This window comes from Curtobacterium sp. ER1/6 (assembly GCF_001742745.1).
GTDB classification, from domain to species: domain Bacteria; phylum Actinomycetota; class Actinomycetes; order Actinomycetales; family Microbacteriaceae; genus Curtobacterium; species Curtobacterium citri.
Genome location: NZ_MJAK01000001.1, coordinates 895,072 through 909,709 on the forward strand (window position 1 = coordinate 895,072; position 14,638 = coordinate 909,709).

The following is a 14,638-nucleotide window of genomic DNA, read 5'->3' on the forward strand; positions in this document are numbered from 1 at the left end:
CGCGCGGCGAGACGGGACGGACAGCGGACTGGAGGCACGGCACCTGCCTGCACCGCGCCTCCCGTCCGTCGACGCGCACCGTCTGCCATCCGGCGCGCGTCCCCTCAGCGCCCCGTGTCCGCCCCCTCGATCCGGACACGGAACACCCGAGCCGTCGGGGTCGCACCGCCGTTGTCGACGTGCAGCACCCCCGCGACCCCGTCCCACGACACCGTCCACGGCGCCACCGCCGTCGGGAACAGCGGCTCGACGACGACACGACCCGGTGCCGGACCCGGATCGAGCGGCAGCGCCACCGTCCGCGAGGTTCCCGGCAACGACCACACCGACAGGTACAGGTCGCCCGACGCCGTCCGGAGGCCGAGCGCGACCCACGGGTCCTCCCACCCGGGCAGCCCGAGCGGCCACACCGGCAGCGCGGTGTCGACGACCTCGAGCACCTGACGGTGCGCGGCGATCGCGGATCCGACGACCGCCCGCTGCTCCGCCGACATCCGTGGCAGGTGCCCCGACAGGTACATCCGCCCGAGCACCCCGTTGACGAGCGACAGCGTGAACAGCTCGTCGGACATCTCCGGCGCCGGGTACGCCCAGTTCCCCGCCTGCTCGGGCAGCATCGCGGCGGGGGCCGCGGCGGCGATCGAGGCGGACAGCACGGGGTCCTGCTGGTCCGAGGTCGACTGCACGTGCAGCCGGGACAGCATCGCCTGGTCAGCGCGCATCGCCCCGGACGCGCAGTTCTCGATGAGCAGCGCCGGGTACCGGTGCTGGACGTCGTCGAGCCAGTCGAGCAACGCACGACCGCCGTCCACCGAACCGGCCCACGGCCCGGTCATGGTGTTGTCGTCCATCTTGAAGAACGTCACACCGAAGGTCCCGACGAGTCGGTCGACCACGGCGTCCAGGTGTGCTCGGGCGTCCGGTGACCGCAGGTCGAGCACGTGCCGTCCGTGCTCGGCGACCCGCACGCCGTGGTGCTGCACGAACGCGGAGTCGGGCAGCGAGGACGCGAGTGGCGAGTGGATGCCGATGACCTCGGGCTCGAGCCAGAGCCCGGCCTGCATGCCGCGGCTCCGGATGTGGTCGACGACCTCGCCGAGCCCGCCCGGGAACCGCGAGGCCGCGGGCTCCCACGCCCCGACGGTGTCCCACCAGTGCCCCTCGGCGTACCAGCCGGCGTCGATGCAGAACAGGTCGGCCCCGGCGTCGGCGGCCGCGTCGATCAGCGGCAGCAGCTGCTCGGTCGTCGGGTCGCCCATGAGCGTGTTCATGTAGTCGTTGAACACGAGCGGCATCGCGGCGTCGGCGGCCCGCGTCCTCCGCGAGGCCCGGCGCTGCGCGGTGAGGACGCCGAACGCCTGGTCGATCGAGCCCGCGATGCCCACCGACACCGGCACCGACGTGAACGGCTGTGTCGGCGTGACCACCGCGGTCCACTGGTGCTCCTGGTCGGTCGGTCCGCTGAGCAGCAGGTACGCGGCGCTCCGCGTCTCCCCGAGCTCGTACAGCCACGGGCCGTTGTGCTCGACCTCCCAGACGAGCGCGTACCCGGGTCCGGTGAGCACCCCGATGGGCAGCGCCTCGCCGGTGGACCACGATCCCCGGTTCTGCACGACGGCGCGGCTGCGGGGCGGGTGGTGCTGCGCCTCGCGGTCGATGCGGGCGAGGCCGATGTCCCGCAGCGGGTCGGTCCGCCACCGGCTCTCGGCCGCCCAGTCGTTCGCCGCGTGCGTCAGCGACAGGTCGTCGACGTCGACGCCCGAGTCGGTCAGCCACGCGCCGCTCGCGAACGAGGACACGGAGTCGACGACGTGCTCGCCCCGCTCGGCCCGGACCTCGGTCCAGGTGCGGAACGCCGGCACGCCGTCGTGCGCCCGGAAGACCGAGACGGTCTGGAGGCCCGTGGCCGCGTCCGCCTGCACGATCCGGATCCCGGGTCCGGTCACCACCACGGCCGCGCTCGCGTCCGTCCCGTCGGGCACACCCGACCCGTCGGTCGCGTCCGTCGCGCCCGTCGCCTCGTGCGCCACGTACCGCAGCCGCGCACCGACGGTGGAGTCGACGTGCCGGAAGCCGCCCGGGAACCGACCGTGCCCGACCGTCGTCAGTTCGACGAGCGGCTGCGGTTCGGCGGTCCCGTCCGACAGCGTCCCGCCGGCCGGCACGAACGACACGAGCGACACCGGCTGCTCGGGACCGGTCCGGAACCGGGCGGTGAAGCCGGTCGTGACCCAGTCGACGAACGGCGCCGTCACCGGGCACCGACGGGCGCCGCCGGCGCGTCCACCCACGCGCCGAGCCCGTGGTCGTAGCAGGTGGTGTTGTCGATCGTCGCCCGGTCGACCACGGGTCCCGCGGTCACGCGCCGGTCGACACGCTCGGGGTCCGGCGCAGCGTCGGCGAGCAGCCGCGTGTAGTCGTGGTGCGGATCGAGGATGACGGCGTCCGACGGTCCCCGCTCGACCACCCGGCCGCGGTAGAGCACGAGGATCTCGTCCGAGAAGTGCCGCGCGGTCGCCAGGTCGTGCGTGATGTAGAGCACGGCGAGGTGGTCCTCGCGCTGCAGCCGTCCCATCAGGTTGAGCACGCTGAGCCGGATCGACACGTCGAGCATCGACACCGGTTCGTCGGCGACGAGCACCTGTGCGCCGGGTGCCAGCGCTCGGGCGATCGCGACCCGCTGCCGCTGGCCACCGGAGAGCTCGTGCGGGCGACGCTCGGCGAAGTCCTCGTCGAGGTTGACGCGGTCGAGCAGTTCGCGGACGCGCTCCCGGGTCTCGTCGGCCCCCCGCGTCCGGTGGTGCAGCTGCAGCGGCCGGGCGATGTGGTGCTCGATGGAGTGGAACGGGTTGAGCGACGCGAACGGGTCCTGGAACACCATCTGCACGTGCCGCCGGTACATGCTCCCGACGACGGGCGTGCCGTCCTCGAGCCGGACGTCGATCGACCCGCTCGTGACGGACTCCAGCTTCGCGAGCATCCGCGCGATCGTGGACTTGCCGGAGCCGGACTCCCCCACGAGCGCGACGGTCCGGCCGGGCAGCAGCTCGAAGGACACGTCGTCGACGGCGCGCAGCGTGTTCCTGCGCAGGCCCTTCCGGACGTGGAAGTCCTTGGTCAGGTGGTTGACGGTCACGCTGGTCACGATGCGACCTCCTCGAAGCCGAGGCCCGTGCGGATGAAGTCACCGCGGGCGCCGGACAGGCTCGGGAACGACCGCAGCAGGCGCTGCGTGTAGGGGTGCTGCGGCTCGTGCTGGATGCGCGCGGCGGTGTCGCACTCGACGACCTCGCCGCGGAGCATGATCGCGATCCGGTCGCTGATCTCGAGCAGCAGCGGCAGGTCGTGCGTGATGAACACGACCGCGAAGCCGAGCTCGTCCCGCAGTCGGACGATCTCCCGCAGGATCTCGCGCTGGACGACGACGTCGAGCGCGGTGGTCGGCTCGTCCATGATCATCACCTGCGGCTCGAGCAGCATCGCCATCGCGATCATGACCCGCTGCCGCATGCCGCCGGACAGCTCGTGCGGGTAGGCGGTGATGCGTGCCGGGTCGACGCCGACCCGTCGGAGTGCGTCCTCGGCGATCGCTCGTCGCTCCCGCTTCGGCATGCCCTTCCGGTGCTCGACGAGGGCGTCGTCGAGCTGCGCCCGGATCGTGGTGACCGGGTTGAGCGCGTTCATCGCGCCCTGGAACACCATGGACAGCTTCGACCAGCGGACCGCGCGGAGCCGCTCGTCGCTCAGTCCGAGCAGGTCGACGTCGCTGCCGTCGCGGTCGTGGAACGTGATGCTGCCGGACGCCACCTTCGCCGGCGGCTTGTGCAGCCGGGTGATGGCGTAGGCGAGCGTCGTCTTGCCGCAGCCGGACTCCCCCGCCAGCCCGAGGATCTCCCCCGGTGCCAGCGAGAGCGAGACGTCCTTGACGGCGTGCACGGGCCGTTCGGTCTCGTAGACGACGTCGAGGTGGTCGATGGTGAGGACGGCGTCCCGGGTCATCGGGTGACCCCCTTCCGGTCGGTGGCGGTCTGCGCGGAGCGGGCCGCGCCCCCAGGGCCGGACGTGCGGCGAGCCGCGCGCCGCGCCTGCCGCTCGCGTCGTCGCTGCGCCCGCACGTTGGCGAGTCGCGGGTTGATGACCTCGTCGATGGAGAAGTTGACGAGGGACAGGCCCATCCCGAGCAGCGCGATGAGCAGCCCCGGCGGCACGAACCACCACCAGGCACCCTGCGCGAGCGCGAACCCGTTCTGCGCGTAGAAGAGCATCGTGCCGAGCGTCGACGAGTTCGATGCGCCGAGGCCCAGGAAGGACAGACCGGCCTCGCCGAGGATCGCCGCGATCACGGCGAACACGAACTGCGACGCGAGCACCGGCAGCAGGTTCGGCAGGATCTCGACCGCGATGACCCGCCACGGTCGTTCGCCGGCGACGCGGGCGGCGGACACGTAGTCGCGGTTGCGGATCGACATCGTCTGCGCCCGCAGGACCCGCGCGGAGCCGGCCCACGACGTGATCGCCAGGACGATCGCGATGGTCCAGAGCCCGCGTGCCTCCTGCGGCACGAGGCCCGAGATGACGATGACGAGCGGCAGTCCCGGGATGACGAGGAAGACGTTGGAGAACAACGAGAACGCCTCGTCCATGATCCCGCCGAGGTACGCGCCGAGGATGCCGAAGAAGGCCGACAGCACCGTCGCGAGCACCCCGACGATGAGCCCGATCTGCAGGCTGCCACGGGTCGCGTACGCCAGCTGGGCGAGGACGTCCTGACCGGTCTGCGTGGTGCCGAGCAGGTTCTCCCCGCTCGGCGCCTGCATCCCGGAGTCGCGGATCGCGTTCGGGTCGCCGACCAGGAACGGGCCGAGCAGCCCGAACGCGGTGACGCCGAGGATGAGCACGATGCCGGTGACGAGCCACGGGGTCATCGTGGGCAGGAAGCGGCGGAGGCCGCCGCGGGGCTTCGCCGAGCGCGCCGTCGCGATGCTGCGCGTCGAGTGGCCGTCGGCCTCCTCGGCGAGCGCTCCGACGGTGGGCTCGGTCTCCTCTTGGATGTTGGTCACGGTCGTGTCCTCCTAGCTCCGGGCCCGGGTGCGCGGGTCGATGAGCCCGTACAGCAGGTCGACGACGAGGTTGGCGCCGAGCACGGCGAGGGTGATGAACAGGAAGATGCCCTGCATGAGCGCGTAGTCGTTGTTCGTGACCGCGGACAGGAGCTTCGACCCGATGCCCGGGTACGAGAACACCTGCTCGGTCACGACCGATCCCGACACGATGAAGCCGAGCGAGATCGCGAACCCGGCGACTGACGGCAGCACGGCGTTGCGGGCGGCGTAGTTGCGGAGGACCTTGCCGGGCGGCAGGCCCTTCGCGAGCGCCGTGGTGATGTAGTCCTCGGACAGCGTCGACACCATCATGTTCCGCATGCCGAGCAGCCAGCCGCCGAGCGAGGCGAGCACGATCGTCGCCGCCGGCAGCACGCCGTACTCGAGTGCCGACATCAGGAACGGGCCGTTGAATCCGGGGTCGAGGACGACGTCGTAGCCGCCCTGGGCCGGGAACAGGTGGAGTCCGGTGGCGAAGAAGTACACCAGGATGAGCGCGAGCCAGAAGTACGGCACGGCGGCGAGCAGCGTGGTGGCCGGCACGAACGAGTCGAGCCAGGTGCCGGGCTTCCAGCCGACGAAGGCACCGAGGGCCACGCCGATCACCGCGGCCAGGATCGTGGCGATCCCGACGAGGGCGATGGTCCACGGCAGCGAGCTCCCGATGACCTCGGTGACGGGTGCCGGGAAGTAGCTCACCGACACCCCGAGGTCACCGCGGAACACGTTGCCGAGGTACTGCCCGTACTGCACGATGAGCGGCTGCGAGGAGTCGCCACCGAGGAGCAGCTGGTACGCCTCCCTGGTCTCCGGGGTGATCTGCCCGCCGCGCTGCTGCAGCTTGGCGAGCAGGATGTCCACGGGGTTCCCGGGCAGGAGCCGGGGGATGATGAAGTTCAGCGTCAGGGCCGCCCACAGGGCGACGACGTAGAAGCCGATCTTGCGCAGGAAGTACTGCATACGAGTGCTCCTCGGTCGCGGTCCGCCGTCAGCCCTTGACGGGCTTCAGGGCCTTGAACACCTCGGCGTTGTCCGGGCTGGCCCAGATCGCCGGGAAGGCGTACAGGTCGTCCTGGGTCGGCCAGCCGGTGAACTTCGCCGTGTGCACCTCGCTCGTCGTGCCGCCGGTGAGGATCGGGATGTACGGCATGTCCTCGACGAGGTGCTGCTGGATCGTGTCGAGTTCGGGCTGGGTCGCCGCGGTGTCCTCGGGGTTGATCGCCTTGAGCTTCGCGAGCGCGGCGTCGACGTCCGGGTTGCTGTAGCGGGACAGGTTCGTCGCGGCACCCTCGCCGACCTTCGCGGTGTTCGAGGTCGCGAGGTTGTTGTTGTAGAGGTAGTACGGGTTCGCGGTCGGGCCCTGGCCGAGCGAGTCGATCGCGAGCTGGAACTGCCCCTTGGTCTTCTTGTCGGTCCACTCGTTCCACGACGACTGCTGCGCCTTGAGCTCGATGCCCGCGGCCTTGAGCTGCTGGGTCATCGTGTCGATGGCGGTGATGTAGTCGGTCCAGCCGGTGACGACCTCGACGGTCAGCGAGAGCTTCTGCCCGTCCTTGGCGTAGATGCCGTCCGAGCCCTTCTCCCACCCGGCGCCCTCGAGCGTCGAGGCGGCCGCATCGGTGTCGGGCGAGTCCGGCATCACCGCCGGCTCGATCTCCTTCGAGATCATGTCCTGCTGCGTGGTGGTGAGGGCGAAGGTCGGCGAGATGTCGCTCGCGGTGTTCGCGAACGCCAGCGAGTTGAGCTGCTTGCGGTTGATCGCGTCGGCGACGGCGTGCCGGACGGCGGGGTCGGTCTGCGGTCCGGAGCACCCGAGGTCGGTGTTCGCGCAGGTGATCAGGGCCATCTGGTTCTGCCCGATCGTGATGCCGTCGTAGCCCGGGTAGTTGCCCTTGATGTCGTCCATGTTCGGGACGGGGCCGGTCTGCCAGTCGATCGAACCCTGCTTGAGCGCGTCGGCGCCGGCGGTGTTGCCGGAGAGCGACAGGTAGCGGACCGTCTTGACCTCCGGGGCACCGCCCCAGTAGTCCTCGTTCGCGGTCAGGGTGAACGCCTGCGCCTTGAAGTTGCCGAGCGTGTACGGGCCGGTGCCGACCGGCTCGCGCATGACGTCGGTGGCGGGGTCGATGTCCTTCCACAGGTGCTCGGGCACGATCCAGGTCTTGCCGAGCAGGTTCGGGCCGAGCACGAACGACGGCTCGTCGAACGAGACGACGACCTTCGAGTCGCCCTCGGCCTTCGCGGTGCCGGTGTAGCCGATCGAGTTGAGCGACTTGTCCTGCTTGAGCATGTCGAGGGTGAACACGACGTCCTTCGCCGTGAAGGGCTTGCCGTCGCTCCACTTCGCACCCTCGCGGAGCTCGATGGTCAGCTGCGTGCCGTCGGCGTTCCACTCGTAGCTCTTGCCGAGGAGCGGCTTGGGGTCCTCGGTGTTCACGTTGGTGATGAAGAAGAGGCTCTCGTAGATGGTGCCGATGCCGCCGATGTTCGACGGGGACCACGGGTTGAAGTTGATCTGGTAGTCGCCGGACTGCCCGGTGTAGGCGACGAGGGTGCTCGCGGAGTCGGACGACGCCGCGGTCCCGCTCGAGCTGCAGCCGGTCAGGGCGAGCCCGGCGGTGGTGACGATGGCCGCGGCTGCGATGGCGAGCCGCCGTGAACGGTTGAGTACTGACATCGTTGTCCTCTCGGTCTGCTCCGTCGCAGTCCAGTTCGTTGACGGCGATTGTTACACGGCTAAACTAACCCGGTCAAGCATCTGCACGACGAACTGAGGAGGCGCGATGAAGCGCACGACACTGGACGGCCCCTGGACCCTCGAGGCGGTGACCGGTCCGGCGGAGTCCGAGCCGTTCCGGACCCCCACCGAGGCGGTGGTGCCGGGATGCGTGCACACCGACCTCCTCCGCGCGGGGCGGATCCCGGACCCGTTCGACGGCGACGGCGAGGCGGCGACCCAGTGGATCGGCGACACCGTGTGGCGCTACCGCCGCACTTTCACCTGGGACAGCACGGACACCGAGCACGTCGTCGGCACGGGTACCGCGGAACGGCACGACCTCGTGGCCGAGGGGCTCGACACCCTCTCGACGATCGAGCTGAACGGGCTGGTCGTCGGCACGACCGCGAACCAGCACCGCTCCTACCGGTTCCCGGTCGGCCACCTCCTCCGACCGGGCGACAACGAGCTCGTGGTCACGTTCGACGCACCGGTGCCGGCCGCCGTCCGGCTGTCCGAGCAGCACGGCGGCGAGCTCCCCCACGTCAACCACCACCCGTACAACGCGCTCCGCAAGAACGCGTCGAACTTCGGCTGGGACTGGGGCGTCGACGTCGCCACGAGCGGCATCTGGCGCTCGATCGGCATCGAGTCCTGGAGCGGTGTGCGGATCGCCGCGGTCCGCCCCCTCGTCGACGTCGACGGCGCCACCGGCGTGCTCACCGCGCACGTCGACGTCGAGGACGCCGGCACCACCGGCGGCTTCCGCCAGCACATCGGCTCGGCTCCGGTGACCGACGGCACCACCGGCACCGGCCTGGAGGCGCGCGTCACCGTTTCCGGACACGGCGCGTCCGTCTCCGGGTCGCGTCCGGTCTCCGGCGGTCGCGCCGCCGGGTCCGCTGCGGTCCGCCTCGAGCTCTCCGACGTCGCGGTCTGGTGGCCGCGGGGCCACGGCGAGCAGCCGCTCTACGACGTCCGCGTCGAGGTCGGTGACGACGTCTGGACCGGCCGCGTCGGCTTCCGGACGGTCACGCTCGACACCGCTGCCGACGCCGGCGGTGCGCCGTTCCTGCTCCGGGTCAACGACGAGCCCGTGATCGTGCGCGGCGCGAACTGGATCCCGGACCATGCGTACCTGACCGAGATGACGCCGGAGCGCTACACCGAGCGCATCGACGACGCGATCGAGGCGAACGTCAACCTGCTCCGCATCTGGGGCGGCGGGATCTACGAGTCCGACGACCTGTACAACCGCTGCGACGAACTCGGCGTGCTCGTGTGGCAGGACTTCCTCTTCGCCTGCGCCGCCTACGCCGAGGAACCCTGGCTCGCCGACGAGGTCGAGCCCGAGGTCCGCGAAGCGGTCACCCGCCTCAGCCCACACCCGTCGCTCGTGGTCTGGAACGGCAACAACGAGAACCTCGTCGCGTACGCCGAGTGGGGCTGGCGGCCGTCGCTCGTCGGGCGGACCTGGGGCAACGGGTACTACCGGTCCCTGCTGCCCGCGGTCGTCGCCGAGCTCGACCCGACCCGGCCGTACACCCCGGGCAGCCCGTTCTCGTTCGACGAGTACCTGCACCCGAACGACGACCGCAACGGCACCGTGCACATCTGGGACGTCTGGAACACGAAGGACTACACCGCCTACGCCGACTGGCACCCCCGGTTCGTGGCCGAGTTCGGGTACCAGGGCCCGCCCACCTGGTCGACGCTCACCGCCGTGGTGCACGACGAGCCCCTCGACCCGGACGGCCACGAGATGCTCGTGCACCAGAAGGCGCACGAGGGCAACCGGAAGCTCGCGGACGGCATGTGCGGACACCTGCCCGAGCCGCGGAACATCGAGGACTGGCACTGGGCGGCGCAGCTGAACCAGGCGCACGCGATCCGGTTCGGCATGGACTGGTTCCGGTCCCGCACGCCCGACAACACCGGCATGGTCGTCTGGCAGCTGAACGACGACTGGCCCGTGGTCTCGTGGGCGCTCGTCGACCACGCCGGGCACCGGAAGCCCGTCTGGTACGCCGTGCGGCAGGCCTACCGTCCGGTCCTCGCCACCGTGCAGCCGTCGGAGGACGGTGCCGGCACGGAGGTCGTCGTCGTGAACGCCGGCGCCGGTGCGGTCACGGACGACCTCGTCGTCGAGCGGCGGTCCTTCGACGGCACGGTGCTCGCGTCGACGAGCGCGTCCGTGACGGTTGCCCCGGCGGACGCGGTACGGGTGCCGCTGCCGGTCGAGGTCGCTCGGTCGGAGGACGCCGCCGGCGAGGTCCTCGTCGTCACCGGCACGTCCTCCGGTCGGCGGGTGCACGACCTCGCCGAGGTGGTGGACCAGCGACTCGCGCGCCGACCGTTCACGACCGAGGTGGAGCCGACCGACGACGGCGCCCGGGTCACGGTCACGGCGACCGGGTACGTCCGCGACCTGTCGCTCTTCCCGGACCGGCTCGTGGCGAGCGCCCGCGTGGACGAGGGTCTGGTGTCCCTGCTGCCGGGCGAGCACGTCGTGTTCACCGTGTCCCGCGTGCCGGGCGTCGACGCCGAGGCGCTCGTCGGCCCGCTGGTCCTCCGGCACGCCGGCGACCTGCTCGACTGACGTGGAACGACGAACGGGGCCCTGCATGTGCAGGGCCCCGTTGGTCGTTGCGTCAGACCGCCTGCGCCTCGAGCACCAGCGCGGTGCCGGGCGCGAGCGACGGCAGCCGGACCCCGAGGTCCTCGAGCACCGCTCCGGACAGCTCGACGCTCCCCCGCTCGAGCCACGGCGTCCGGGTGACGTCCACGCCCTTCGGCACGCGCAGCCCGGTCACCGGCGCCACCCGGTAGCGCCGGCGGCGGTCGAGCCCACGGAAACGCAGCGGCACCGCGAGCGCCCGCGGTCCGGTCTCCGTCCGGACGACCCGCGCGAGCGCGCGGTCCCGGTCGGCGCCGACGACGACGGTCGTCGCAAGCCCCGCGTCCCCGAGGTCCACGTGGTGCACCCGCCCGGAGTGCAGCAGCCCGCGTTCCCGCTTGTAGAGCGCCGTCCACTCCCGCAGCCGGTCGCGCTCGGCGGCCGTGCAGCGCGTGACGTCCGTCTCGATGCCGGCGCTGCCGAACAGCGACACCGCCATCCGGAAGTCCAGGTCGAGGTGTCGGCCCGTGGTGTGGGAGACCTCGGGGCCGACGTGCGAGCCGATCAGCTCCGGCGGCAGCAGCAGCTCCGTCCACCGCTGGATCGCGAGCCGCTCCATCGCGTCGTTCGAGTCCGAGGCCCACACCCGGTCGGTCCGCTCGAGCACCCCGAGGTCGACCCGGGCGCCGCCGGAGGCACAGGCCTCGATCTCGAGCCACGGGTGTCGTCGGCGCAGCTCGTCCATCACGGCGTACACCCCGCGCGTGTGGGCACCGAGGCCGACCCGTCCCGCGTGCACGGTCTGCACGACGTCGCGGTTCTGGTCCCACTTCACGAAGTCCACGTGGTGCTCCTCGATCACCGCGGACATCCGGTCGAGCACGTGCTCGCGGACATCGGCGTGCGCGAAGTCGAGCGTGTACTCGTGCCGCCAGGTCCGCGCCCGGTCGGGGTCCTGCAGGAACCAGTCCGGGTGCGCCTCGGCCAGGGCGGACACCGGGCTGACGCACTCCGGCTCGAACCAGAGCCCGAAGTCCATCCCGAGCGCGCGCACCCCGTCGACCAGCGGGCCGAGCCCGTCCGGCCAGACCTCGGCGTCCACCGTCCAGTCGCCGAGCGACGTCGTGTCGGACCGGCGGCCGGTGAACCAGCCGTCGTCGAGCACGAACCGCTCGACCCCGACGTCGGCCGCCGCTCGGGCCAGCTCGAGCAGCGGTTCCAGCTCCTGCCGGAAGTACACCGCCTCCCACGTGTTGAGGACGACCGGTCGCGGACTGACCGGGTGCCCCGGGCGTGCACGCAACGAGTCGTGCAGTCGCGCCGACAGCCCGTCGAGTCCGCCGTCGCTCCACACGAAGACCGTCTCGGGTGCCGTGAACCCCTCCGCCGGTCGGAGCACCACCTCGCCCGCCCGCAGCAGTTCGCCCGCGCCGAGCAGGGTCCGCGCCTCCGCCAGCCGGTCGATGCGGTGCACGGTGTCCGCACTCCACGCCGGGTGCACCGCCCACAGCTCGCCGAGCGCGTCGTCGAAGCCGGTCGTGCCGAGGATCGTCAGGGTCGGGGCGTCGTGACCCGTCCGACCGCGGCGGCTCTCGCGCACGTGCACCCCGTCGGTCAGGGCCCGTCGCTGCGGGGTCCGCTCGCGCGTCCACTTCCCGGCCAGGTCGAGCACCTCGGTAGCACGCTCCCCCACCGGCAGCACGGCTTCGAGCGCGGTCAGCTCGACGTCCTCGACACCGGTGTTGGTGACCGTCTGCCGCACCCGGAGCACGCCGGCGGCATCGAGGGCGAGGACGATCGACAGCGTCAGCTCGTCCGACACCGCGTCGACCACGAGCTCGGTGTCGGTCCCGGCGACCGCGGCCTCGTGCCAGACGGGGACGAGCGGTCGCCCGCCGACCTGCCCGGCGATCCCCGGTCGCCCCTCCCACCCGTCGTGCTCGGTGGGCAGCAGCGTCAGCGGCCACGCGGCGTCGTAGGCGCTCGGCGAGACCGCACGGTCCTGCGCGAGCACGAGGTCCGCGGCGTCCGCGGCCGCGACCGGTCCGGTGTCCCGACCCCAGTGCAGCACCTCGGGCAGCCCGTCCGGACGACTCGCGAGCACCAGCGCGACGCCGCCCCCGCGCAGCACGTGCACGGTCCGCTCCGGCAGCCCGGCCTCGGTGACGGCGCGCTCCACGACGGTCATGCGGTCACCGCCTCGAGCAGCACGCGGACGCCACCGGCGGGCACGACGGTCTCCGGGCCCTGCCCGGAGCCGTCGAGCAGGTCGGTGCCGGAGGCGACGACCGTGACGTCGTCGTCGCGGTGGTTGAGGAGGAAGAGGACCCCGGAACCGTCGTCTCGGACGCGACGCACCGCCTCCAGGCCGGGAGGCGCGGTGACCGTCCGCGGGACCGCCCGCTCCTCGACGACCCGGTCCACGATCCGCTGCACGCCGTCCTGCTCGAGCATCGCGGAGACGTACCAGGCGCCGCCACCGGCGGCGCGGCGGGTCACCGCCGGACGACCGGCGAGCGGGCCGTCGACGTGCCGGAGCACGACGTCGGCGTCCTCGACCACCAGGTCCTCGGCCCAGTCGGTGACGAGCGTGCCGTCGTCGAGCCGCGCGTGCTGGTCGCGCTGGAGCGGGACGAACTCCTCCGCCCACACGCCCAGGACGTCGCGGAATGCACCCGGGTAGCCGCCGGGCAGCACCCGCGCGGTCTCGTCCACGATGCCCGACGCGTAGGTGACGAGCAGGGTCGCGCCGCGGTCGACCACGGCGCTGATGCGCGCTGCCGACGCCGCGTCGACGACGAACAGCGTCGGCAGGACGACCACGTCGTACCCGCTCAGGTCGGCGTCGAGCGGGACCACGTCCGTGGTGACCTGCCGACGCCAGAACGCGGTGTGCCACGCCCGGACCTCGTGCCCGTACCGGAGCCCCCGGTGCGGCTTGAGCCCGGCCTGCAACGCCCAGCCCGACGCCTCGTCCACGACGATCGCGACCCGGGCGGCTTCGACGGGTGCGCCCTGCACCGGGGCGAGCGCCTCGAGCGCACGGCCGAGGGCGCACACTTCACGCCAGACGCGGGTCCGGGTGCCGGCGTGCGGGACCATCGCGGAGTGGAACTGCTCGGCACCCGCGGTCGAGGCGCGCCACTGGAAGAACAGCGCGCCGTCCGACCCCCGGGCGACGTGCGCCAGGGAGTTCCGGATCAGCTCGCCGGGCTCCTTCGCCCGGTTGCGCTGCTGCCAGCTCGGCCCGCCGGTCGAGTGCTCCATGAGCAGCCACGGGGTGCAACCGCGGGCGATGCCGCGCATCCGGTCGGCGGACGCCGCAAGGTCCTCGGCGCGGTCCGGGTCGTCCACCAACGTGTAGTGGTCGTTCGCGGGGATGGCGACGTGCTCTGCCCACCCGGCGTAGTCGACCACGTGCGAGCCGGCACCGACCATGAAGTTCGTGGTGACCGGCACGTCCGAGTGCCGCTCGATGGCGTCGCGCTCGGCCGTGTAGTGCGCCAGCAGGGCGTCCGAGGAGTACCGCTCGAAGTCGAGGGCCAGGCCCGGGTTCGGCGCGCCGCCGACACCGCGGGGCGGCGAGACCTCCTCGAACGACGTGTAGGTGTGGCCCCAGAAGGCCGCGCCCCAGGCCGCGTTCGCCGCGTCGACGTCCGGGTACCTCGCCCGGAGCCACCGCCGGAAGTCCGCTGCCGACACCTCGCAGAAGCAGCGGGCGTTGCCGCCGCCGAGCTCGTTGCTGACGTGCCACAGCCGCACGGCGGGGTGCCGGCCGTACCGATCGGCCAGCGCGTCGACGATGCGCAGGGCGTGCTCGCGGAACACCGGGGACGCGGGGCACCAACCGAGACGGCCCCCGGGACGTTCGCGCCGCTCGGTGGCGTCGACGGGCAGCACCTCGGGGTGCGCGGTCAGCAGCCAGTTCGGCGGGGCCGCCGTCGGGGTCGCGAGGTCGACCGCGATGCCGTTGGCGTGCAGCAGGTCGAGCACCTCGTCGAGCCAGGACCACGTGAACTCCGCCGGCGACCGCTCGAGCAGCGCCCACGAGAACACCCCGACCGTGACCAGGTTCACGCCGGCCTCCCGCATCAGGCGGACGTCCTCGTCCCACACCTCGCGCGGCCACTGCTCGGGACTGTAGTCACCTCCGAAGGACAGACCCTCGGTGGGCCAGGGCACGGAACGGGCAGCGGTCAC

Annotated in this window: 9 protein-coding genes; 1 reads left to right on the top strand and 8 read right to left on the bottom strand. The window is 72.0% G+C overall.

Annotated features, from left to right (window positions below):
* Positions 1-104: 104 nt before the first annotated feature.
* From Cus16_RS04060 to Cus16_RS04085, 6 genes are read right to left on the bottom strand one after another with little or no spacing between them, the layout of a single operon-like run.
* Entirely contained in the window at positions 105-2,255 is a 2,151-nt protein-coding gene (locus Cus16_RS04060; RefSeq protein ID WP_083263696.1) for a glycoside hydrolase family 36 protein, read from the bottom strand.
* A complete protein-coding gene (locus tag Cus16_RS04065; protein WP_069711269.1) occupies positions 2,252-3,145 on the bottom strand; it encodes an ABC transporter ATP-binding protein in 894 nt (297 codons plus the stop codon). Before Cus16_RS04065 ends, Cus16_RS04060 begins: the two co-directional genes overlap by 4 nt.
* Positions 3,142-3,999 carry an ABC transporter ATP-binding protein gene (locus tag Cus16_RS04070; RefSeq protein WP_069711270.1) on the bottom strand — a complete coding sequence of 286 codons (858 nt, stop codon included), beginning with the start codon at positions 3,997-3,999 and terminating at the stop codon, positions 3,142-3,144. Before Cus16_RS04070 ends, Cus16_RS04065 begins: the two co-directional genes overlap by 4 nt.
* A complete protein-coding gene (locus tag Cus16_RS04075) occupies positions 3,996-5,060 on the bottom strand; it encodes an ABC transporter permease (RefSeq protein WP_223246508.1) in 1,065 nt (354 codons plus the stop codon). The genes Cus16_RS04070 and Cus16_RS04075 overlap by 4 nt, the downstream gene beginning before the upstream one ends.
* Positions 5,061-5,072: 12 nt before the next feature.
* Positions 5,073-6,062, bottom strand: coding sequence for an ABC transporter permease (locus tag Cus16_RS04080; protein ID WP_069711271.1), 990 nt, complete (start codon positions 6,060-6,062; stop codon positions 5,073-5,075).
* Between the two features lie 28 nt (positions 6,063-6,090).
* On the bottom strand, positions 6,091-7,779 hold the full coding sequence (locus Cus16_RS04085) for an ABC transporter substrate-binding protein (RefSeq protein WP_069711272.1): 1,689 nt from the start codon (positions 7,777-7,779) through the stop codon (positions 6,091-6,093).
* A gap of 106 nt (positions 7,780-7,885) precedes the next feature.
* Here Cus16_RS04085 and Cus16_RS04090 point away from each other — a divergent pair, with 106 nt between their 5' ends.
* Positions 7,886-10,420 (top strand): glycoside hydrolase family 2 protein, encoded by a 2,535-nt coding sequence (locus Cus16_RS04090; RefSeq protein WP_069711273.1) that lies wholly within the window; start codon positions 7,886-7,888, stop codon positions 10,418-10,420.
* Between the two features lie 52 nt (positions 10,421-10,472).
* Here the strand turns inward: Cus16_RS04090 and Cus16_RS04095 are convergent, their stop codons facing one another.
* Together Cus16_RS04095 and Cus16_RS04100 are read right to left on the bottom strand one after the other, a co-directional pair.
* A complete protein-coding gene (locus Cus16_RS04095) occupies positions 10,473-12,626 on the bottom strand; it encodes an alpha-galactosidase (protein WP_069711274.1) in 2,154 nt (717 codons plus the stop codon).
* The gene (locus Cus16_RS04100) at positions 12,623-14,638 is read right to left on the bottom strand and encodes a beta-galactosidase (RefSeq protein ID WP_223246509.1); all 2,016 of its coding nucleotides are present in this window, start codon (positions 14,636-14,638) and stop codon (positions 12,623-12,625) included. Before Cus16_RS04100 ends, Cus16_RS04095 begins: the two co-directional genes overlap by 4 nt.

Bases quoted from the DNA above. Each gene is read 5' to 3' on its own strand.
- Cus16_RS04070 (WP_069711270.1), bottom strand. From the start codon at position 3,999: ATGACCCGGGACGCCGTCCTCACCATCGACCACCTCGACGTCGTCTAC.
- Cus16_RS04080 (WP_069711271.1), bottom strand. From the start codon at position 6,062: ATGCAGTACTTCCTGCGCAAGATCGGCTTCTACGTCGTCGCCCTGTGG.
- Cus16_RS04085 (WP_069711272.1), bottom strand. From the start codon at position 7,779: ATGTCAGTACTCAACCGTTCACGGCGGCTCGCCATCGCAGCCGCGGCC.
- Cus16_RS04090 (WP_069711273.1), top strand. From the start codon at position 7,886: ATGAAGCGCACGACACTGGACGGCCCCTGGACCCTCGAGGCGGTGACC.
- Cus16_RS04095 (WP_069711274.1), bottom strand. From the start codon at position 12,626: ATGACCGTCGTGGAGCGCGCCGTCACCGAGGCCGGGCTGCCGGAGCGG.